Here is a 21904-nt window from a genome sequence, read left to right as displayed (position 1 = left end):
AAAAGCCTGCCGTCTAAATTTGTCCCCATAAAAAATAAGCGAACCGTACATGCATAAAACCATTATTTTATTAGTTTTTTTTGTTTTCCATCAACTTGGCTTTGCAGTCCCTTCTACCCTTTCTTCAGCAGACACGCTCTACCTCAGTCTGCCCGAAGCCTGGAAGAAAGCGGAACTGCATAGCAGGTTGATCGAGATTCAACGAAAGACGACTGCCATAGCCCTGGCGGAATATAAAGATGCGAAGCTCGAACTGCTCCTTCCGGAAATATCGATCAAGGGAACCGCTGAAAAAGCGTCAAATATTCCAATCTATGAGAATGGGGTATTTGCCAAGCCGACACAACATGAGGTCATCCACACCCTATACCATGTCGGCGCTGAATTTTATCAGGTACTCTATCACGGAAACAAATACCGATTAAAGATTCAGGCCGACAAAACGATACATCAGCTCAGCGAAGTACAACAAAATAAAGTGGTTTCTGATATTCGCTACAAAACAGCCTCTCTTTACCTAGACCTTCAACGCTGTCTCATATTTAAGAATCTCATCATCAATGACATTGCTGACCAAGAAACACAGCTACGGGAGATCAAAAGTTTTCACCGGAATGGTGTGGTACTGAAAAGTGACGTACTGCGCGTTGAGCTGGATCTTTCTAAGCGGAAGATGGCTTTGGTAACCATCGAAAACGACATCTTGATCGCCAGCCAGAAGCTCAATATTATCCTGGGCGAACCAGACGAACGGATTATACGCCCGATGGTGCCAAACATCGAAAAAGTAGACAGGCATCCGTATTTACATTACCTATCGCTTGCGTTAAAGCATTCGTTTGCCTATCATATCTCGGAGAAGCAGACGCAGCTGAGTGCCATTAATCTTAAGAAAGTGAAAGCAAATGTCCGGCCCAACATCGGAATATATGGTGAATTTTACTATGCTAATCCCCAGATCTTTTTAGCACCCTACAACCCTTATTGGTATTCACTCGGTGTGATAGGTGTCAAGGTAACGTATCCTATATCTGCTCTCTATCATAATATACATAAAGTAAGTGCTGCCAAACTGGAATTTGAGAAGGAAGAGGAGGCGCACCATAATACTGAAGACATGGTTAGACAGGAGGTTAAAGAAGCCTATCTGCGCTATGAAGAAGCGCTAAAACAGATTGAGGTATCGGAAGTTGATGTAAAACATGCTGAAGAGAATGCCCGCATTATCAAAAACACGTATTTCAATCAAACCTCTTTAATCACGGATTTACTGGATGCTGATATTCAACTGTTACAGGCACGCTTTGATCTAGCTGCGGCGCTTATAGCCGCGCAAAACAAATATTATTTACTGCAGAATATTATCGGAGTTTTATAAGGCTATTAACTATCAAATATGAAGAAGAAATACACTGTCACTGATCGCTTAATTACACAGATCACCGGCTGGATAGCAGGTTTAGTTGTGCTGGGCCTGACTGTCTGGGGTGGCTATACTTTATGGGGTTATTATGTATATGAGCAGACCAACGATGCTCAAGTACAGGAATATGTCAATCCTGTCATTTCGCGGGCGGGCGGATTTGTTGTCGATGTGAAATTTGAAGAAAACCAGCATGTCAAGCGCGGTGATACCTTGTTTTTGATCGACAACAGGGAGTATGTGTTGCAACAACGGCAGACTGAAGCCGCGTTAAAGAAGGCTGAAGCCCAGTTGCGGGTATTGGAAAGCAATATACAAACTGCGACAGAGACCGCTAATGCTTATGCTGGTCAGGTCGGTAGCAATAAAGCTAAACTATGGAAGCAGCATCTCGATTACGAGCGCTATCAGAAACTATATTCGGAGGAGTCTGCCACAAAACAAAAGATAGAAGAAGTACAGGCAACGCTGGACGTCAACAACAGCGATTACCAATCGGCCAAAGACAGCCATCGCGCTTCCCTCTTGCGTATCGAAGATATCAAGGCGGAGCGCAAGGTTGTCGAGGCGGAGATCGCACGCCTAAAATCTTTGCTTGACCGCCATAGGCTGGACGTAAGCTATACCGTGATCCTCGCGCCCTATAATGGCCGGATGGGCCGGCGCACGATCGAACCCGGACAGATGATCGATGTGGGGCAGCCTCTAGCCTTTATTGTCAATGACGAAACAGACAAATGGATTGTCGCTAACTACAAAGAAACACAGATAGCAGATATGCAAATTGGCGATACAGTTAAGATTATCGCTGATGCATTTCCCGATCGGGAGTTCAGGGGAACGATCATCTCCTTGTCACCTGCTACCGGATCCAGCTTCTCGCTGTTGCCACCTGACAACTCAACTGGCAACTATGTCAAGATCGTGCAGCGAGTACCCGTCCGCATCCGTGTCGATGGCAAACGCAAAGAAATCGATCTGCTAAAGGTCGGCATGAATGTGAATGTCTACACTCCCAAACAACAACGCCGTGGATAATATCCTTCCAATATTTAAATCGTGGGTCCCCGAATGGATGATCAAGATTGTCCTATTTGCCCTACTTCTACCGAGTATTGTCCTCTTCTTTCTGCCGATTACAAACCTGCAGGCCGCCGCAGGTTATTACGGCAGCGAACCTGCCGACATGCAGTTTTCGGTTGCTTTATTTTACGCAGGATATGTGGGATTCTATAGTCTGGAACGTCGTTTTTTCAACTATCTGGCAGCACGGGAATATTTTATCTTATTTACGTTTCTACTATTGCTTACCTGCTGGATCTGTTACCTCACCAAGGAGATTTACATCTTCTTTCCGATTCGCTTTGTCCAAGGCTTATTATTTGCGAGTACCGTCAATTTGTCTCTGTCACTCATGTTTACCCGTCTGCGCAGCGAACGTGCAAGAGAAATAAGCTTTTCTGTTTTTTTCGGTCTATTGATCTGTGCACTACCTTTCAATAACATCGTTACCGCCGATTTGATCGACAGTTTTAATTTTAATATTGTATATAAAGGAGCATTGTTTTCCTATCTTCCAAGCCTTATTTTTCTACCCATGACGATGAACCGTATCCGGCTAAATATCCGTTTTCCACTTTATAAATTAGACTGGCAAAGTTTTTCTTTATATAGCATCGGCTTGGTCCTCATTGGCTATATAATGATTTTCGGACAGGAGTATTATTGGTTTACTGATATCAGGATACGTTGCTCTATGCTGGCGCTCACCGTTCTAACCGTTCTCTTTATTATCCGACAACGTGCCATGAAACGTCCTTATATTGATCTGCGCATTTTTAGATCCCGCAATTTTAAAGCCGGACTGCTGGTTTTGTTTATCATGTATATCTGCAGATTCGTATCAGGCATTACCAATAGCTACTTCAGCTCATTACTAGGTTTTGATCCCATGCATGTTTCCTATATCAATGTCTTCAATCTAATGGGACTGATATCGGGTACAATTGTCGCTGCCTGCATGTTTATTCAAAAGAAAAATATTCGTTACATCTGGAGTATAGGATTTATCCTCTTACTCGTTTTTCACATCATCATGTTTTACCATTCCGATGTTCAGGCGGATGAATACAATTACTTTATCCCCCTTTACCTGCAAGGACTCGGTGTTGGATTAATTATGGTACCCACCATTATTTATACGATTTCTGCAGTCGCAGTTTCGCGTGGGACGTCCGCAGCGGCCATAAGTCTGGCAATCCGCTACCTCGGTTTCTGTGCGAGTATTGCTTTGATCAATTTCTTTGACCTGTATGGAAAAAGCAGACATTATAATGCGTTTCAAGATCACCTTTCACTATTGGATTACCCCCTTATCCGGTACATGCAGACCCAGACAAATGTACTGTTGACGAAGGGTCTGCATTCTGGGCTATCGGGTAAGGCAACTGAAAAACTTTTGACGGCGACTGTCCATAAACAGGATCAGCTACGTTTCGCCATGGATTACTACGAACTTATCGCCTGGCTAATCGTAGGAATCTTGCTTCTTATTTCTTTATCACCTTATCTCGGTAAAACAATCGTCAGACTGCGTTCAAAGCGATTGGCACCTGCATAGTTATTCATAAATATATTCCATCAAACAATCATGCGTTGTAAAATCGTACTTATCATCAGTCTGCTATTTTCCTTTTCGGCCTGTAAGAAAGAGGATAAAGTGTTCACGTTTAAAACCATCCAGTTGAACCATTACCGCCCCAAGGAAATACCGAAGCAACTGTTATCGCTAAAGGTCCTTGAAGATGACCATATGACCGTCATTGCTGAAACGGAAAAATATCCGAGTGAATATACCTTGCCCGCGCAATTTGCTGTCCAGCCGCAATTATCCTTACCCTTGTATGCTCAAAAATACAGTATACAGCTTTGGGGAGATGTAACTGGTTTTCTTGGTGAATGTGAGGTTGATATGCATCATTACAAGATCGTTTTTCCAATCGACATGGAGGTGGACAGTGAATCACTCGGTGTCTCCATTAAAGGAAGCTGGCAGTAAGTCTAACTACCTCGAGATAAACGGGAACGACAAGTATCTATAGATAATATAGCCGTCTCCTATTCAAGAGACGGCCATTTATCAAATCATAGTATCATTTATTTAAGCGTAAGCTCTATAAATGTTGGGTAATGGTCAGAGATATAACGGGTATATTCATTCTTGATGATACCGCTTTTAGTGACACGCGATGCAGCTACAGAATTGGCCCATATAAAGTCGATACGCTTGGGGTGGCCGGTATTATTCTGCTTGATATTTCCGCTACCATCCTTAAAAGTCGGAACGGAGCTTTCAAACTCCTTATGTAATAATCGATATGTATCTTGAAATCCCGCTTCACGTAATTTGCCCAATACCGAATAATCGATTGCTCCATTGCTCAAGTTACGGATATGATTGTGTTTTCGTTCACTTTGTTGCATAGCGTCCAGGACTTCCTTGCCGTATTGATCTTTGTCCGATACGTCCAGGGAGTTAAAGTCCCCCATGATCAGTATAGGTTCATGGCTAGGAATTTCGTTGGCTTGTGCCAACACATCGGCTACTTCCTTCAGCCGTTTCTGGTAACTAAACGGGGAAAAATGAATGACAAAAAAATGTACGCCTTTTATCTTCGTATAAATGTAACTATGCCACATATTCTCGGTGACTTTCCTAAAATTGACTAAGGGGTATTTTGAAGTAATGGCAACTGGAAATCCCTCCTCTTTGGATTGTAGAACGTAATCATGACCGATCCGCTGCCCCAATTGTTCCAACGTCTTTTGGGTATACCCATTCATTTCTTCGAGTGCTATCACATCAGGCTTCCAATCCCTCGTAAAGTTTACGAACCGGTCGATATTGACAGAGTCTTTCTTTAATCCGTACAGCACATTATACGATACAATCTTTAATGTTCCCTGTGCGTATGCTACCCCCCAACTCACCACCACCATGACGGCAACAGCAAGCGTATTTTTATAATTCTTCATATTCTAATTTTTTTAAGTACCTGATTTGTCCCAACCTTTATTCTGTTCAAGCTTTTTATTTAACTGAAGTTCTTGCGTCGGAATCGGATAGTAGTAATCTTTTTCCTCCGTCCATTTTTTGAGGATGTCAGGCAAATTCACAATACGTCCCCCATTTTTTCCATTTTCTAGTACAAGTTCGCCAAGCTTCTGATACTGGACCCCAGTTTTTTTGGCGGGTGCGTTGCCTTCATAAATAACAAGATCCAACTTGCCATCCTGGTCCAGGTCATACTCACCAGCCCCGGGGAAATACATACCATAGAAGGGTTTGGCTACCTTTGCTCCTTCTTTCCAGCGCAGCAGGTCGTTGTAGCGCAGACCTTCTTTGACCAGTTCAACTCGGCGCTCCCGGCGGATTTCCAAAATGACTCCTGTGTGGCCGCTTTTGCTAACATTGGGATAAGCAGCTAAAAGATAGGGATCCACCTTAGAATTTGCTTCTGTCAATATGAGGTTGGGCATATTGACACGATCGCGAAGCAACTTAATAGATCTATCGATATCACCTTGGGTAACCGTGCCTAATTCGGCCTTTGCTTCGGCATAGTTAAGTAATACCTCAGCATAACGGATTATGGGCATATCATTGGTGCTCTGCCCTGCATCAAAGGCCGGCGAGAGTATATACTTTATATATTGATATCCTGTTACTGAGGTTGCAAAATCCGGAACTGACGTGGTACTCGCTCCAATACGCTTGTACCCAGGCGTACGAATTGTCTGAGATAGCCGCGGGTCGCGATTCTGGGTCTCTTCGTAAAACGATAGCTTATCATAGTTGGGCTTGTCCGTAAATCGGCTTCCATCTTTCATTAAATAACTATTCACAAGTTCTTTAACCATCCCGGGCCGACCATAAGAGGCGGACAGAATATAGAAATTTGCAGAATGTACAAATGGAACAGAGGCGCTGTACTGTCGTGCTAAAATCATTTCCGCTGGATTCGCCTCCTCGGCAATGAACAGTTCCTGATAAGCTTTATTAGGATCACTTTTGTAAATGCTGTAGGTATTGGACATCATCAATTCGTCTGCAGCTGCTACACTTTGCTGAAGGATCTCCTCCCAATCGCCCAATCCGTGGTATTTGCGGAATGTTCCCTCGAATAAACACATTCGGGATTTGAAAGCCAAGGCTGTCCACTTGCTGATCAATTGAGGACTTTTGGTAGTACTACAATTGGCAATAGCGAAATCCAGGTCTTCAAGTATTTTGGCAAAAACAAGTTTGCGGGAATCTCTTGGTTTAAACATGGCCGGATCATCCAGCTGATTTACTTTGTCGTACCATGGGACGTCGCCAAATCGCACGATCTTGTCATAGTAGAAATAGGCGCGGAAAAATCGTGCAACGCCGTCGTACTGTAGGCGCGCAGCCTCATCAGCACATTTGTGCGAATTCTCAAGATAGAAATTTATCCGGCGAAGGGATGTCCATTTCCACCCTCCGTCACTGGCAGGTGTGGTACGGGTACCTTGAAATTCTGAAGCCAAAGTATTACGGGCTTCGTCATCGCCCTGACCAGGGGCATTGTAATGTATAGCGAGCGCATCAGGCAGGTCCTCATAAAAGGCATTGGTAAAGGTCTGCAACTCGGATGCTGTCCTGAAATAATTTTCAGGCGCCAGTTCGGCTATGGGATAGCGTTCAAGATAATCGTTGTTGCAAGAACTAACCGCAAGCCCAAGGATGAGCGTAAAGATATTGAGGTTTCTTTTCATTACTTTTCAATTTTTAATAACAGACATGCATAAATTAAAAGGACAACTGAGCACCAAAAGAATAAACACGGCCCATAGGGTAACTCCTACCAGTATTGTCAGTCATTACCTGCTCGGGGTCGATGTAGTCGGTTTCCAATTTGGTCCAAGTATGCAAATTTTCTCCGCTAAAAAATAGACGTAACTTATTGATCTTCGCTTTTTGGGTGAGCGCAACAGGGAAGGTATAGCCTACAGTCAGATTGCGGAGCTTTAGGTAGGCTACGTCTTGCATATACATATCATTAGCGACAGAAAGTTCAGAGTTTTGCGCTGTATAGCCCCGCAAAAAAGGGAAATAAGCATCCGGATTATCGGGCGACCATATTTTATCCTGAAAATTAGCAGGAATAAAGGAATCGTATGGTCTGGCATAGACGGACCAAAAGGCTTGTGCTTCCAGATTAGGATACCAATTTTGCTTACCGATTCCCTGAAAAAAAGCGGACAGATCGATCCCATTCCAGTTGGCCACCAGATTTAGCCCGTAAGAGTAACGCGGCTGACTGTTTCCGATGATCGTACGATCTCCGGGATTGAACAACGTATTGTCTCCGGCATCGATGATGCCATCGCCATTGAGATCCAATATCTTGATATCTCCTGCTTGAAGCATTCGTAAGTCTGCGGTGGGAGCCTGTACACGACGCCGATTGATCTGATCTTGATTGACATACTTAGCATATTCCTGAGCCTCTTCGGTTGTCTTAAAAAATCCATCGTAATGATATCCCCATATCTCACCGAGTTTTTGTCCTTTATAATAATTGCTCAACAAGCCGGCGTCGTTGGCAAACTTGGTGATTTCAGCTTGATAATCGGACAGCATAGCTCGCACGGAATAATTAAAGGGTCTTCCGCCGACATCAAAATGGTCTTTCCATAAAAGTGAAAGTTCAAAACCTTTGGTCTTCAGGTCGGCTGCATTTTCTTTGGGCTCGGATGCTCCAAACACAGCAGGCTGGGTTTTACCTTTACTGAGCATGCCTTTGGTCTGCCTGACATAGAAATCAGATTGAAAATCCAGTTTATTATTGAATAAACTAAAGTCGAGACCTATGTTGCTGGTCGTAATTTCTTCCCAGGTCAATGTGGGTGCTACTGGAGCGGGACTATTGGCAACATTCAATTTTTGACCGTTCACCAGATAAGAGATCTGACCTGTACTCATTGACGAAATATAAGCATAGGTGGCGACTTCCTGATTACCTAATGATCCGTATGAATATCTGATCTTCAGGTTATTGATCATATTCTTTAACGGAGCAAAAAACTTCTCTTCGCTAATTCTCCAGCCTGTAGAAAAGGATGGAAAAAAACCAAATCGGCTATGCTTCGGAAACCGTGAGGTACCATCGTACCGTCCGCTGACCTCCAGCAAGTATTTGCCCTTATAATCATAATTGGCACGATAGAAACCACCACGTACTGCCCACTCATCACCACCTGCTTCAAACTGCTTCTCGCCAATTACCAGATCAAGATCATTTAAGCTTTCGGATAGCAGATCTTGACCGATTCCACCAATCCGCTTATGAGAGCGGTCTTCCTGATTAAAGCCGCCCATCACCGAAACATGATGATCTCCAAAATCTCTTTGGTAAGTGGCAAAAATATTAATAAAATGCCAAGCGTATTTTTCCATATTTTCACGAAGCTTATCCTGGTTCAACGCACCAAGAGAAGACAATTCAAGCTGTCCTGGATACTTGGAATAGTACTGTTTAGTCTGCCTGTAGGAATAGTCTGAGCGAAATTCCCGATAGGAATAATTACCTGTTACCGACAGACCTTTCCCCAGCTTCAACACCGCCTCTGTCATATTGGTAAATTCCGTACCACGAGTATACCCTCGCATCGTACCACTTTCGAGTGCATTGTGCAGGCCATATCCGATCGGGTAGCTGTTGATACCTGAATAACCTGTAAGTGTACCGTCTGGGTTGCGGGGAACGTACATCGCATGATAATGATAGGTTGGGCTATTGCTCACATTGTTGGTAACTGCACTGAAATTATTTTCCAGCCCTGCCCAGTCATAGCTCGATTTGAAAAAATGGGTACTATTACTGACCGTAAGCCAACTACGTATATCGGATGCGATATTTGCCCTTAAATTGTAGCGCCCAAATTTGTCCGGATTAATGTTGAATATTCCCTGTTCACTTGCTTTAGAGCCAGATACGGCGTAGCGCGTATTGCCTGAAACTCCAGAAAAAGAAAGATTATGCTCATTTTTTGGTCTTGTCTTTTTGTACAAATAATTGAACCAATCAAAATTGGCATAATACCGGTAAATGTCATTGCCGCTAGCGTCTTTCTTGATCACCACCCAAGGTCTTTCTGGGTTTTCGGTTTTGTCGTTAACACGTGCCAGTAGTTCTTCATAATCTTCGTCGGTATATCGTGTGGTCCGGTAACCCAATGCATTATACATGGCATCATCGTTGATCTTAGCGTTCCAATAACCGCTGGTTATGAAATCCGTATTCGTTGCATGTGTGGTGAAGCCAATATTGTTATTGTATTCAATGGAGGTCTTCCCATTTTTACCCCCTTTTTTGGTTGTGACCAAAACAACACCGAAGGCTCCTCGCGCTCCGTAGACAGCCGCTGCTGAAGCATCTTTGAGGACTGTAACAGATTCTACATCATTCGGATTGATACGGTCCAAGGTACCAAGAATACCATCGATCAAAATCAAGGGGCCGCCACCGTTGATGGAGGTATTTCCACGTACATTGATCGAACCACTGGTGCCGGGCTTTCCGGAACCAAAAACAATATTGAGATTGGGAATATTGCCTTGTAGCGCTTGGGTGAGTTGTGTGACAGGTCGATCTTCAAATTCCTTGCCCGATATCTGGCTAACTGCCCCAGTCAGGTTAACCTTTTTTTGTTCGCCGTAACCGACGACTACCACCTCATCCATCGCTGTGATAGCCATGTCCAGGCTAACCTGGATCTTACTCTGTCCACTGACATTAACTTCCTTGGACTGGTAGCCTAGCATCGAAAATATCAGCTGATCATTATTTGTCTTAAGACGAATCTCAAATCGCCCGTTTTCGTCACTGGTAGTTCTATTTTCCGTTCCCTTCTCCGTTATGGTAACATTGCTAACTGGATTTCCTTTTGAATCTACCACATTTCCCTCTACGTTGCGCTGTTGGATGAAAACCGAATTATTGAAGCCTGCAATAGGTGGATTCCAGGGTACTGCTGCCGATTTGGCTACTGGCTTACTTAGTACCACATTGTTGTCCATCATCTTATAGGCGATCTGGTAATTGGCCAGAACATCTTTCAATGCGTGTTCGAATGGCACGTTCTTGTAATTGACGTCTATCCGTTTAGTGTCGCGTAGCAGGGAAGCTTTATACAGAATATTGTAACCGCTCTGCTCTTCAAAAACCTTTAATATGGTTTCGAGTTTAGCATTTTTCTTTTGGATGTTGACTCCTTGTCCAAATGTAATTGCACTCAACTGGAGGTTAGAGGCCAGCAACAAAGGAATCGCTAATGACATTTTCATAGCCAATTCTTTTTTGGTAGAGATCCTACTTTTAGGCATAGGACCTCCATACCGTTTTTTTTTGTACTTTTGCATACGGTTGTAATGGTTTTAAGTCTATTAAATCTTTTCAGCTAGTCTTTTCGAAGACAAAATTCAGGAGCGATCGCAACGCTCCTGAAATCTTCTTACCTGGTTATCTTTTTACATAAATTTTCCTCCCTTTCAATTCAAAGTGAATCTCTCCGACTAGTTCGATCGTGCGGAGCAGTTTGTTAATATCATCATATCTTGACACCGTACCTGAAAACGCAAAGTTATCGGGATGATGATCAAAGTGAACTTCCACGTCATACCATCTACTGATAATTTCCATGACTTCGTCAATGGAGGTATCGTAAAAAGCAAACTTCCCCTCTTTCCAAGCGGTGAAATAGCGCGGGTCCACCGCGGCCTTTGAAAACTTTTTGTCAGTCAAATGAAATACTGCCTGTTCAGCAGGACTCAGGTATAGGTTGTCCTGCTGAACATTTAATTTCACTTTGCCTTCCACCAAAGTTGTGACGATCGATTTTCCATAATTTTGAAGGTTAAAGGATGTCCCCAAAACTTCCAGTTGCTGGTGTCCAGAATTGACAATAAAGGGGACTCGTCGTCCACGATGGACTTGTTTAGCGACTTCGAAATAAGCTTCGCCCTGCAGTTGAACTTTTCTTTCTTCGCTGTTAAAATTGATCGGATAACGAAGTGTAGTAGCAGCATTCAGCCAAATTTTTGTACCGTCCGCCATAACCAGTTTATATTCACCGCCTCGTGGTGTAACGATTGTGTTGTACGCTGTCTGCTGATGAAGTGCTTCTGAGCCCTTTAAGCGATAGGATATCAAACCTTTGCCTGATTTGATAATTTCGAACGCACCATTATCTATAACCGTATCTAATCTTAGTTTTTCGAGGTCTATCCGCTCACCACTTTCCAAAATTATTTCGGCTCTCTGAGATCCTGGAACGATTACAGTTGGCGAATTGTCGGCTATCGCAGGGTTATCCGGTCTATTTTTTTGTACATAAAGGAATATCGAGGCAGATACACCCACCAGCAGCAAAATCGCGGCTATGCGGGCATATTTTAACAGATGAACTGATGATCTCTTTTTATGCGAAGTAGAAATAACTTGCTCTTTTATTCTTTCATCTTGAATGATTGTTCTAAAAAGTGCTTCATGTGCTATACCATCATTTGAAGAAGGCCTTACTTCTCCTTCCTCCATCAGCTGTTGCCATGCTTCCAAAAAATCTGGGTCATTTAGATAATTGGCAAAATTTTCTTTTGCGCGCTCATCTAATGTTTTCGCCAAAAACTGACTGATAATAATTTTATATGCTTCTACTTTGGACATCCTTTTTTGTTGTTCTCTATAGTATTATTCGTACAACTCGAAAGGATGGACTAGTCAAAAGATGTTTTTAATTAGAAAAAAGATGCAAAGTAAGCTATCAAGTTTCAAACGCACAAACTGGCATGCCGCTACAAGGTGATTGCGGACGGTATTTTTGGAAATACCTATTTCTTCGGAGATCTCGGCATAGCTCATCTCCTCTATTTTACTTTTATTAAAAACAAGCTGTTGTTGCGGTGGTAATCGAGATACAATCTCTTGTAGTATCCTATCCAAATCTCTATGTGCGAGCTTTCGTTCCAATTCATCGCTCAGCTCATCCCAAGCTGTCAAATGCGATAGTTGATATTTCTGTCTTGACAGTTCCTTTCGAAAGAACGTAATGGCCATTCGTTTCGCAACTAAAAATAAGAAAGGAAAGATAGCTTCTGCCGAGGGAATTGAATCGCGTTTCAAAAAAAGCTGTACAAAAATTTCTTGCATAATCTCCTCCACATCTAAGTCTGAAGCACATACACGACGTACTTTGCGGTACAGCAAAGGTCTATAAAAATCGAAATTTTTTTTAAAAACCTTCTCATCTCCCGATTTAAAGCGATTAAACTCATCAAGGCTCAACGGAACTGCATTTAAATCCATGGTCATATTTTCCCTAGGTTACACTTGGTCTAAGCAACAAAACTTATGTTAAATCTATATAAATGCAAGATTATTTCAAAATGAAATCTAGGCAAGTTCGGATTTCGACCGGCGTCAAAACCAGTAGTTATAGCACAGCATCGGTGAAGCTACAGTGCCATCAGCGGCATCTACCAGTTTATGCATCAAACGATACTTAGCAGTACTGACGTCTTTGGTGGCGATCTTTTTATCAGAAGTATTGCTCATGCTTCTCTTGTGATTATGCCTATTGATAGGGCGGTATGCTTCCTCCTAGTAAAAACATTTAAAATGAAGACGTAATGTAGACGGACATGTCATGTACTGCTGCTGGATATTTCGGTAAAAAAATAAGCAGCATTTTAACTTAATCAATTAAAAATATGATTAATTTCGAAGCAGACTAAAATTGTCTATTTAAGGGTTTAGACGGAGAGACATTCTATGATGGGCAAACTCAACCTTAGAAGTGTCTTTCCTATGATGATGGGTGAAATTTTTATGAAGAGACTCGCACTATTTACACTTTCCATGAGCGTCACTGTTTCGGGTTGCAATGTATTCCAAAAAAACAGCAAAAAGGCGTTTAACGACGGCTTTTATACACAAAATATAGACGGCATAAAGCAACGCGTCTATATTGATGTAGCTGATGAAATTATACGGATACATCCATCCGAACTAAAGGAAAATGGCATATCTGTGATTGATACGGCAAATTTCTATGAATTTCAAAAAAGTAAATTGAAAACAAATACCGAAGAAGCTATTCCATTCAGTAAAGCTTCTTTCGATATTGATTTTTTGACGATACCTCTAAAATTCCGTCCTTCACAGGGGGGAGTTCCCTTACAGTTAAACACTAATTTGAACGGTGCAGGATATTTTGGATATAGACGGGACAGATACATCATCGACTACAGTACAAATCCCTTGGGCAGATCAGAGCGCAACATGAATCATTTTGGATTTTCAGTAGGCGCTTTCACAGGTTTTGGAAATACATCGATATCGCCCACCAACACCAATAATTTGATAGAACAGGAGTATGATGGTGTTGTTTGGAGCAAGGGACTGGCAGGAATTTTTGCTGTCAATAATTTTACGGTCGGAATGGCTTTGGGGTTCGATCATCTATTAGGCAGCAACCGGCGGATCTGGATTTATCAAAATAAATTCTGGTACGGACTCGCTTTCGGACTTAACTTAAATTAATCCAAAAACTCGCTTGTCAAATGTAAGACGCAATTTACACTTCTTGGTAGTGGCAACAAATCTCAGTGCACTCTAGATACATAATCGTCAGGGATTGATATCAATGTGAAGAAAGTAAGTAATACTTTTAACTTCAATTTTGGTGCTAATCATTTAACGCCTGTTCTAAAATAGAAAAGCCTATATTCGTCACGTCAACAGCTGTATTGGATAAAATAACAATCGCTTTTTGTTGTTTATCATTAAATGCAACGAAAGATCTAAATCCTCCAGTGCCTCCAGAATGATAAAATATTTGCTGATTTTCGAGTTTTTCAATTCGCCAGCCAAGCCCCATTGTTTGTTCGGCAGCGCTGAAAGTTTCTTTATGGCTCAATTCGATCGCATTCGCCAAGTTATTCTTTGAGCCTAACTGCGCTTTCATAAAAATTATCATATCATCGAGCGTAGACCGAATTGCACCGGAACCCGACAACGGGCCTAAATGCCAATTGGAAGAAGCCTTACCTCTTTCATCATACCCTTGAATAACGCCTACATCCTTCAATGATGTTTTGCTCATCCCTAGTGCCAAAAAAATATTTTCATTTAGGAGCTGTGCAAACGTTTTACTATTTTGACGTTCTAAAATCACGCCTAGTAATCCCGCCCCCAAGTTTGAATAAGAAAACCGGCTTCCGGGTTGGGCAACAACTTTGTAATTTTTCAGGTAATGGAAAAGGGAATCTGACGTGTAATGACGATACGGATCCTCAATGATCACATTGCCAGAAAAAATGTTTTCAGGAAGCCGGGGTAATCCAGAGGTATGATTAGACAACTGCATCAGCGATATTGTCTTATTTTGATAGCTTAATGGAGGAATAGAATCGGGTAAATACTGATTGACAGGATCATTCAATGTCATCTTTCCTTCAACGACTTCCTTGGCTAATAATAGAGAGGTAAATACTTTTGTAACTGACCCAATTTCAAAGATGCTTTCAGAAGATGCTGGTAGAGCCTGAATCGTTTTGTCAGTGGTTCCATAACTGTATTTCCTTTCTTTGTTACCTTCAATTATAGCTAGTATGATACCAGCAGCGTTTTCCTTTTGGATATAGGGCCTAACGAATTTCTCTACCCATAAATCTAAAGAATCTTTCATTGGATTGCTACTCGCGACCTTGTAATCCTTTTCTTTGGCCACAAAAGGGATTTCTTTAAAATTCATCCTGATGATCTTCTTTTCTTCATCAAGCAGAATCGAAAATAACTGGTCGGAATTTTCAAACTTAATCGCATAGTTATATCCATTCGCCGCTGTATCAACAAAAGAAAAACTCTGCATCTGCCCTGTCTTCGCTACAAATTTCTTCATCCCAAGCGTGAACTTTTCCTTTGGCATTCTAGTTTTATAACTATTGGATGCCTGTTCATAAATACGATCGGGCTGCCTTTCATTAAATAGCTGCTGAACCTCTTTCATCGCACGATCGTAAACCGGACGATTCCCCTGAGCCTCTGCAAGCAGGAAGGAAAATTGAAGCAAAAGGACAAAAAAGCTATAATTTCCTATATTTTTCATCTGTCGGTTTGTATTTTCTAAATTTAAGGTTTCAAAACGATAAATCATACTGCAAGCAATGCTGTGACCAAATGTTTATGGCGCAATAATAAAAAAGGGCCGCTGTATATGATGCGGCCCCAATAAACTATAAACACTGAAACAACTTTCATTGGATTAGTATCCAAATATCTCTTCAAGACTTAATTTTTGGATACTTCCCAAGTGTGAGAGCGTATCTTTATTTAAGTCTTTCTCATCTCCTACAATACAATAGATATAGGGTTTACTACTGATATTGTCTGCATGGAAGGCACTAAGGTCCGAAAACGTTAGTTGAGGCAATTTATCAAAAATCAGTTTTCTGGAGTCTTCATTTAGTCCCCGACGCTGTGCAGCCAGATAGCTTGAGAGTATACCTGCACCTGTAATCCGCTCACTTGCCAGTGATTTCAATAAATTGGTCCGGATTGATTCCAAGCCTACTCTAGATTCAGGGAGTTTGTTCAAAAGCTCATTCATTCCACCTACAGCATCCTTAAACTTATCAGATTGTGTCCCAATATATGCGCCTACCATACCATGATTTTCTTTCCGTTGAGGTTGTCCGTAATACGCATATGTCGTATAGGCTAGTGCTTTCGATTCGCGGAGTGTCTGGAAAACAATACTGCCCATTCCTCCCCCAAAATAACCGTTAAAAAATGCAACAGTAGGTATCTGGTTTTTGTCAAATAAGCCGGAGTTCCGAATCCAGAACACTTCAGCCTGCTTCATAGTATACTGTGCGAACAGGACCTTATTCTCAGTTGTGGGCTTTTCTTCAAATTTCACGCCCTTCTCTATGTTAAAATAAGGCAGGTCACTCTGTTTTAAAGATTTCAGGTTTTTGACAAGATCACCCACTGCTTGTGGACCGTAATATAGTATACGATGTCTGGCATTCGCCAGATTGTGTAACACATCAACAAGATCTGACGCTTTTAAGCTATCCAGTTCCCCGTCTGAATAGGTGTAATTAAACGGATTTTTAGCTCCATAACGCGCAAAGGCTTTTAACCCTTCCATAATGGTCGCCTTATTTTCCTTGGCATTGGCCCTCGATTTCTTGACGCGCTCAATATATGCTTTGAAAGCCGCTTCATCCGCCACACAATTATGCATCAGATCCTGCAATAGGTCGATTGATGCAGTGAAATTACTATTTAGACCGGAAATAGAAACACTGCTTTCTTCATTTCCTGTAGATACCAAAAAATCGGATGCCAATTTGTAAAATGCCTTGCTAAAGTCTTCGCTGGTCTTATCTCTCGTGCCCAAAAACTCTAAATATCCTACTGCCAATCCTAATAATTTATTATCCCACCGCCCAAAGTCAAAATGGTATGTGAGGCTAAAAAGCTCATTGTTTTTGTTCTGTACGGCCAAAACATCCAAATCTTTCAACTTAGCAGTTGTCATATCTTTCTCAAAATCAATCCACAGCGGCTGAATATCTTGTTCGGACATGGCATTGATCTGTTTCAAAAAGGCAGACTCTACATTGCGGTTGACCGTAATGGGCGTAATGGCTGGTTTGACCACTTTATCGACCGTGGTATCCTGCCCCTTTTGTTTATAAACAGCGACATAGTTCACTTCAGATAAATACTTATTGGCAAAACGTACAATATCTTCCTTCGTTATCTTCGCTAAACGATCCGTATAAGCCAGTTCTTTTGCCCAGTCAAGCTCCGAGGTGAAGCCAGACATGAGTTGCTCAGCCGTACTTGTATAATTGTCAAAAAGCTTGATCTGTGCCTTCCTTTCATTGTTTACGATAGAAGTAAGCAAGTCTTCTGAAAACTTTCCCTTTCTCAATTTATCAAGTTCATCCAACAAGAGCTGCTTAACATCCTCCAGGCTCTGTCCCGCTCCCGGATTGCCCTGTAAGATTAACATGGAATAATCCTTTAAAACGTAAGGAAACGCGCCAGCACCCAGTAATTTCTGGGACTTGACAAGATCCAGGTCAATCAATCCGGCAGATCCGTTGGTCAGCACATTGGCCATAAGATTCAGCAGCTGCGCATCCGGATCGGCCGCTCCGGGAAACCGAAATCCCATCAAAATATACTCTGATGCAGGACCGGTGACGGTTTTTGTAATGGGACTGGTAATCGGTTGCTCTTTTTCAAATGCATAAGCCGGAACAGGCTTAGATCTCATAGCGGAAAACGCCTTGTCAATACGTTGGATGATATCCGTAGGATTGAAATCTCCAGACATAATAATGCCCATATTGTTGGGAACATAATAGGTATTATAATAATCACGGATAGCCTTTAGCGAAGGATTTTTGAGATGCTCAACAGACCCCAATACGGTTTGCCTGCCATAATTGTTGTTGGGAAACATAGCTGCAAAAATAGTCTCTATGGACTTTCTATTATCGTTATCCAAACTGATGTTCTTCTCTTCATATACGGATTCCAGTTCGGTATGGAACAAACGCAGAACGGGGCTTCTGAAACGCTCGGCCTGAACAGCTAGATATTTGTCAACGACATTGTTGGGGATATCTTCCACATAGACGGTCTGTTCAAAAGATGTAAAAGCATTGGTCCCCTTAGACCCCATGCTGCTCATCAATTTGTCGTACTCATTGGGGATAGCATATTTTGACGCCTCGCCGGACACGCGGTCAATTTCTTTATAAATAGCCGTGCGTTCATTAGCATCACTCGTATGATTATATTTCTCATAAAGATCATCGATTTGATCCAGCAAAGGTTTTTCTTTGGACCAATCAAGGCTGCCGAACTTGTCCGTACCCTTAAAGAGCATATGTTCAAGGTAATGCGCCAGTCCAGTATGATCTTTAGGATCCGTTTTACTGCCAGCCTTGGTTGCAATGTATGCTTGTATACGGGGCTGTTTGTTATTTGGACTAAGAATAACGGTGAGACCATTTTTCAGTTTGTAAAAACGTGTCTGCACAGGATCGTTAGTTACATATTTATAGGTATATCCGCCTTCAGAGCTTTCTTTCCACTGATATTTGCCGACCTGCGCCTGAAGACCAGTGGTGATGAACAATAAGGAAATGAAAGCTATTGTTTTGAATTTTCTATTCATAATTGGGAATAATTATTTTTCACGAATCAGGGTAATTTTTTAAACAAGATTATTTACAGCAATAATCGCAATTAACCAGAGTAAACACAACAACAGTTAGATAATCCAAGAAAAAGAACTGAAAAACAACATAAAACAAGAAAAAAATATAAAAACCATCAGTTTTTCTATGTCCGCCTGCAGTTTTTTCTGTTTGAAAATCAAGGCTTAAACCAAACTATCATTGAGCGACTGTGCCTTCCAAAATTGAAGAAGAGGTATGCTCAGATACCATATCTGGTACCGGATTCCAAAAAGAGTAACGGCTGCCAAAGGAACAGCCGTCTCCACTAACTAAACATTTACCAGCACCGGATAAGTTTAGGTGCTGGTGAAAACTACTTATCAAAAATTTCGGCTAGTTTTTTATCTAACTCTTCTCCACGTAAATATTTAGCGATGATTTTACCATTCGGATCTACCAAGAAATTCATTGGAATAGCCTTAACATCGTACATTGCTCCGGCTTCATTTTCCCATCCCTTAAGATCGCCGACCTGCCTCCAGGTAAGTCCATCATCCTGAATGGCTTTTAACCATTTCGACTTGTCCGCAGCTTTATCCATGGAAACACCCAGAATTTCAAAGCCTTTTTTTTGATATTTAGCATAGGATCTTACCAAATTTGGATTTTCACGTCGGCATGGGGCGCACCAAGACGCCCAAAAATCTATAAGCACATATTTACCACGATAATCGGATAACTTCACCGGTTTGCCGTCAACATCAGGCTGTGTAAAATCCTGTGCCTCTACCCCTTCGCTTGTTTTTTTGACCAAAGCGATACGCTTTGCCAAGTCTTTTCCAAGGATAGAATTCTGTAAACTGGGATCCAGTGTGGCAAATATCTTTTCGGCCTTGATGGCATCAAACTCCGGTGGTAAGGTAGAATTAAAAGCCATCAAAGCCATATAGCTTTTTGGGTTTTTGGCGACATAATCCAATTTGGCATCAATGGTCTGCTGCTGTATCGCATTGGCTCGGTCTTCCAATGTCTTGATATATTTCGGGTCCTGTTGGTCTGCTAGAGATTTGGATTTATATTCGTTATTTAAAGCCTCGTACTGGTCATATATGGGTTTCAATAATGCATTTACGCGTTCATTTTCCGTATTCAATGGAGATCCGGTTATTTGTGCATGTTTTATGGAATCTGTGGCGGCAAATTTAATCGTTGCTCCCTCAATTAAAAATGGTAAGATGTCCTGTTTCGGTGGCTTGGCTGGATCGAAAGGCGCATTATCATGGATGATACGCAAATGCGCTTCCATCGGTGACGGGATACTTCCCTTAAACTCAAATTTTCCATTTTTTATTTCCACCGAATCAATCCGTTCCTTTCCATCGTAATTGAGACGCAGATAGGCTTTCGCCGGCCTATCTAATTTACCGACTGTTCCTTGTAATGTATAGTTTTGTTGAGCATGGCCCATTGCCGGCAATACACAGGCTAAAGCTAGGGCCCATTTTATTTTTTTCATATCTATTCGGTATTTATTCTATTGTTCGAAATTTAATTGGATAATTCTACTGTACTTTTTTTACGATTTGGCCGACTATGTCTGCCTGTAACAAATGTTCATACAATTTCTCGTCGCGAAGTACAACCAAGGCTTCCTTAAAACTCCGGTTAGCTTCATTTCTGACTCGAGCCATATAATCACCGCCTGTATAAAGCAGCGAACCAACTTGCGCCTTAAACTCGACATCGATAGCTGCATGAGCATCCAGCTGGCCGCCCGGAGGAATGGCTACGTTGTGATCAGCTGCGGCATTGATCAGCTGGAAATGGACTTCTTTGGGAACTTTAAACCGTGAATTGAAGGTAGCAAAGTCCGGATAGGCTTTAAGAAGTGCTGCACGATTTTGCTGCACAAATTCAAATCCTCCTTTGGCGATAATGCCATTGTTCATGAGTTGTGCCATCCATGCGCTATATTCGTTTGTGTCAATAGGCACAAAGCGGTCCGGCATGATCCCGCCTCCGCCATAGACTATTCTTTTGTTACCTAAAGTGGTATATTTTAACGAATCAGGGAAGGAAACATGCCCCTCTTCCATCAATTCTTTGGATGCCATCCGACGATTAAAGTCCTGAAAATAATCGTCTTTTCCTTTGGTATAGGGCTTTTGAATCGAACGTCCCGACGGGGTATAATAACGGGCGCCGGTAAGCTGCATGACCGACCCGTCGGATAGCGGTACCGGCTTCTGCATTAGCCCTTTTCCAAAACTGCGGCGACCGATCACCACTGCGCGGTCCCAGTCCTGTAGCGCTCCAGTCACGATTTCACTAGATGAAGCTGTGGACTCATCAATAAGGACGACCAACTGTCCGTCATAAAACTGGCCATATCCTCCGGTGAAGTAGTAGTCCTTACCGCCCTCGTTGGGCACCGAATAAAAAACAATTTTCTCCTTAGGCAAGAATTCATCGGCCACGCCAATTGCGGACTCCACATATCCCCCTCCGTTGCTCTGTAGGTCAAGGATCAACTTTTTCATCCCCTGCTCTTTTAGTCCTTTTAAGGCAGCGTCTATTTCCTGTCGCGTAGTCCGGTTGAAAATCGAAAGCGCTATATAGCCGATCTCTTTGTCGACCATGTAACTTTCACGAACTGACTTTTCCAAGATATTCTCACGAACAACTCTTATATCTCGCCTTTCCTTGCTTCCCGGCGATAATAGTGTAAGTACCACTGGCACGTCCTTTTCACCCCGCAATTTTTCCATAATCTCCCGATTGCCCCATTTTTTTCCCGCAATACTATCACCATCAATACCGAGGATCTGATCCCCCACCCGTATTCCAGCACGCATCGCCGGTCCATCGGGGTTAATTTTGGTGACAAAGGTCTGGTCATTATTTTTTAGAAACTGAATGCCTATGCCAGCAAAGCTTCCACTCATGGCCATCCGCATTTGCTCCGCCTCCTCGCGGCTCGTGTAACGCGAATGGGGGTCCAAATCCGATATCATCGCTTTGATAGCTGCATCCACCAGCTGTTCTTCATTGACCTGATCAACATAGTTCTGCTGAATAAGCTTCAATGCCTCCTCAAACTTATATTTTGGATTCATCTGAGCCTGTAAGGAGAGGCCGAGGCCAATCATCCCGACGAGCAAGCTCGTTGTTTTCCTGTTCATATTGTA

15 protein-coding genes are annotated in these 21904 nt (G+C 42.2%); 5 read left to right on the top strand and 10 right to left on the bottom strand.

Features of this window, described 5'->3' with window-relative positions; genetic code table 11:
- Positions 1–49 precede the first annotated feature (49 nt).
- The 4 genes from K7A41_RS21330 to K7A41_RS21315 are packed head-to-tail and all read left to right on the top strand — an operon-like array spanning position 50 to position 4481.
- A complete protein-coding gene (locus K7A41_RS21330; RefSeq protein ID WP_265715433.1) occupies positions 50–1378 on the top strand; it encodes a TolC family protein in 1329 nt (442 codons plus the stop codon).
- Between the two features lie 18 nt (positions 1379–1396).
- Complete coding sequence (locus K7A41_RS21325; protein WP_265715432.1) at positions 1397–2461, top strand: HlyD family secretion protein; 1065 nt, start codon at positions 1397–1399, stop codon at positions 2459–2461.
- Positions 2427–4043 (top strand): transporter, encoded by a 1617-nt coding sequence (locus K7A41_RS21320; RefSeq protein WP_265715431.1) that lies wholly within the window; start codon positions 2427–2429, stop codon positions 4041–4043. The genes K7A41_RS21325 and K7A41_RS21320 overlap by 35 nt, the downstream gene beginning before the upstream one ends.
- A 30-nt stretch (positions 4044–4073) precedes the next feature.
- Positions 4074–4481 carry a hypothetical protein gene (locus K7A41_RS21315; protein WP_028071489.1) on the top strand — a complete coding sequence of 136 codons (408 nt, stop codon included), beginning with the start codon at positions 4074–4076 and terminating at the stop codon, positions 4479–4481.
- Between the two features lie 98 nt (positions 4482–4579).
- Here the strand turns inward: K7A41_RS21315 and K7A41_RS21310 are convergent, their stop codons facing one another.
- The 6 genes from K7A41_RS21310 to K7A41_RS21285 all read right to left on the bottom strand — a co-directional run bounded on the left by K7A41_RS21310 (position 4580) and on the right by K7A41_RS21285 (position 13062).
- Positions 4580–5458 (bottom strand): endonuclease/exonuclease/phosphatase family protein, encoded by an 879-nt coding sequence (locus K7A41_RS21310; protein WP_265715430.1) that lies wholly within the window; start codon positions 5456–5458, stop codon positions 4580–4582.
- A gap of 12 nt (positions 5459–5470) precedes the next feature.
- Positions 5471–7222, bottom strand: a complete 1752-nt coding sequence (locus K7A41_RS21305; RefSeq protein ID WP_265715429.1) for a RagB/SusD family nutrient uptake outer membrane protein — start codon at positions 7220–7222, stop codon at positions 5471–5473.
- 34 nt (positions 7223–7256) lie between these two features.
- Positions 7257–10796: a TonB-dependent receptor gene (locus K7A41_RS21300; protein ID WP_265715427.1), complete on the bottom strand. Its 3540-nt coding sequence runs from the start codon at positions 10794–10796 to the stop codon at positions 7257–7259.
- 175 nt (positions 10797–10971) lie between these two features.
- The gene (locus K7A41_RS21295) at positions 10972–12174 is read right to left on the bottom strand and encodes a FecR family protein (RefSeq protein ID WP_265715426.1); all 1203 of its coding nucleotides are present in this window, start codon (positions 12172–12174) and stop codon (positions 10972–10974) included.
- A gap of 54 nt (positions 12175–12228) precedes the next feature.
- Positions 12229–12813, bottom strand: coding sequence for an RNA polymerase sigma factor (locus K7A41_RS21290; protein ID WP_265715425.1), 585 nt, complete (start codon positions 12811–12813; stop codon positions 12229–12231).
- 114 nt (positions 12814–12927) lie between these two features.
- Positions 12928–13062 (bottom strand): hypothetical protein, encoded by a 135-nt coding sequence (locus K7A41_RS21285; RefSeq protein ID WP_262709439.1) that lies wholly within the window; start codon positions 13060–13062, stop codon positions 12928–12930.
- Positions 13063–13335: 273 nt separating this feature from the next.
- Here K7A41_RS21285 and K7A41_RS21280 point away from each other — a divergent pair, with 273 nt between their 5' ends.
- Positions 13336–14049, top strand: a complete 714-nt coding sequence (locus K7A41_RS21280) for a hypothetical protein (RefSeq protein WP_265715424.1) — start codon at positions 13336–13338, stop codon at positions 14047–14049.
- A 145-nt stretch (positions 14050–14194) separates the two neighbouring features.
- Here K7A41_RS21280 and K7A41_RS21275 read toward each other — a convergent pair whose 3' ends face one another.
- The 4 genes from K7A41_RS21275 to K7A41_RS21260 form a co-directional block, all read right to left on the bottom strand.
- Entirely contained in the window at positions 14195–15616 is a 1422-nt protein-coding gene (locus tag K7A41_RS21275; protein ID WP_265715423.1) for a serine hydrolase, read from the bottom strand.
- A 156-nt stretch (positions 15617–15772) separates the two neighbouring features.
- Positions 15773–18712, bottom strand: a complete 2940-nt coding sequence (locus tag K7A41_RS21270) for a M16 family metallopeptidase (RefSeq protein WP_265715422.1) — start codon at positions 18710–18712, stop codon at positions 15773–15775.
- Positions 18713–19089: 377 nt separating this feature from the next.
- On the bottom strand, positions 19090–20232 hold the full coding sequence (locus K7A41_RS21265; RefSeq protein WP_265715420.1) for a TlpA disulfide reductase family protein: 1143 nt from the start codon (positions 20230–20232) through the stop codon (positions 19090–19092).
- Positions 20233–20278: 46 nt separating this feature from the next.
- The gene (locus tag K7A41_RS21260) at positions 20279–21898 is read right to left on the bottom strand and encodes a S41 family peptidase (RefSeq protein WP_265715419.1); all 1620 of its coding nucleotides are present in this window, start codon (positions 21896–21898) and stop codon (positions 20279–20281) included.
- Between the last annotated feature and the right edge of the window lie 6 nt (positions 21899–21904).

Origin of the sequence: Sphingobacterium sp. InxBP1, assembly GCF_026191775.1 — a bacterium.
Taxonomy (GTDB): Bacteria; Bacteroidota; Bacteroidia; order Sphingobacteriales; family Sphingobacteriaceae; genus Sphingobacterium; species Sphingobacterium thalpophilum.
The sequence above is the reverse complement of the archived record's forward strand: the minus strand, read 5'-3'. Positions and strand labels throughout refer to the sequence as shown.

Coding starts and splice junctions, on each gene's coding strand:
- K7A41_RS21300 (WP_265715427.1), bottom strand. CDS start 10,796: ATGAAAATGTCATTAGCGATTCCTTTGTTGCTGGCCTCTAACCTCCAG.
- K7A41_RS21285 (WP_262709439.1), bottom strand. CDS start 13,062: ATGAGCAATACTTCTGATAAAAAGATCGCCACCAAAGACGTCAGTACT.
- K7A41_RS21320 (WP_265715431.1), top strand. CDS start 2,427: ATGTCTACACTCCCAAACAACAACGCCGTGGATAATATCCTTCCAATA.
- K7A41_RS21295 (WP_265715426.1), bottom strand. CDS start 12,174: ATGTCCAAAGTAGAAGCATATAAAATTATTATCAGTCAGTTTTTGGCG.
- K7A41_RS21280 (WP_265715424.1), top strand. CDS start 13,336: ATGAAGAGACTCGCACTATTTACACTTTCCATGAGCGTCACTGTTTCG.
- K7A41_RS21310 (WP_265715430.1), bottom strand. CDS start 5,458: ATGAAGAATTATAAAAATACGCTTGCTGTTGCCGTCATGGTGGTGGTG.
- K7A41_RS21330 (WP_265715433.1), top strand. CDS start 50: ATGCATAAAACCATTATTTTATTAGTTTTTTTTGTTTTCCATCAACTT.
- K7A41_RS21325 (WP_265715432.1), top strand. CDS start 1,397: ATGAAGAAGAAATACACTGTCACTGATCGCTTAATTACACAGATCACC.
- K7A41_RS21260 (WP_265715419.1), bottom strand. CDS start 21,898: ATGAACAGGAAAACAACGAGCTTGCTCGTCGGGATGATTGGCCTCGGC.
- K7A41_RS21275 (WP_265715423.1), bottom strand. CDS start 15,616: ATGAAAAATATAGGAAATTATAGCTTTTTTGTCCTTTTGCTTCAATTT.
- K7A41_RS21290 (WP_265715425.1), bottom strand. CDS start 12,813: ATGGATTTAAATGCAGTTCCGTTGAGCCTTGATGAGTTTAATCGCTTT.
- K7A41_RS21270 (WP_265715422.1), bottom strand. CDS start 18,712: ATGAATAGAAAATTCAAAACAATAGCTTTCATTTCCTTATTGTTCATC.
- K7A41_RS21265 (WP_265715420.1), bottom strand. CDS start 20,232: ATGAAAAAAATAAAATGGGCCCTAGCTTTAGCCTGTGTATTGCCGGCA.
- K7A41_RS21315 (WP_028071489.1), top strand. CDS start 4,074: ATGCGTTGTAAAATCGTACTTATCATCAGTCTGCTATTTTCCTTTTCG.
- K7A41_RS21305 (WP_265715429.1), bottom strand. CDS start 7,222: ATGAAAAGAAACCTCAATATCTTTACGCTCATCCTTGGGCTTGCGGTT.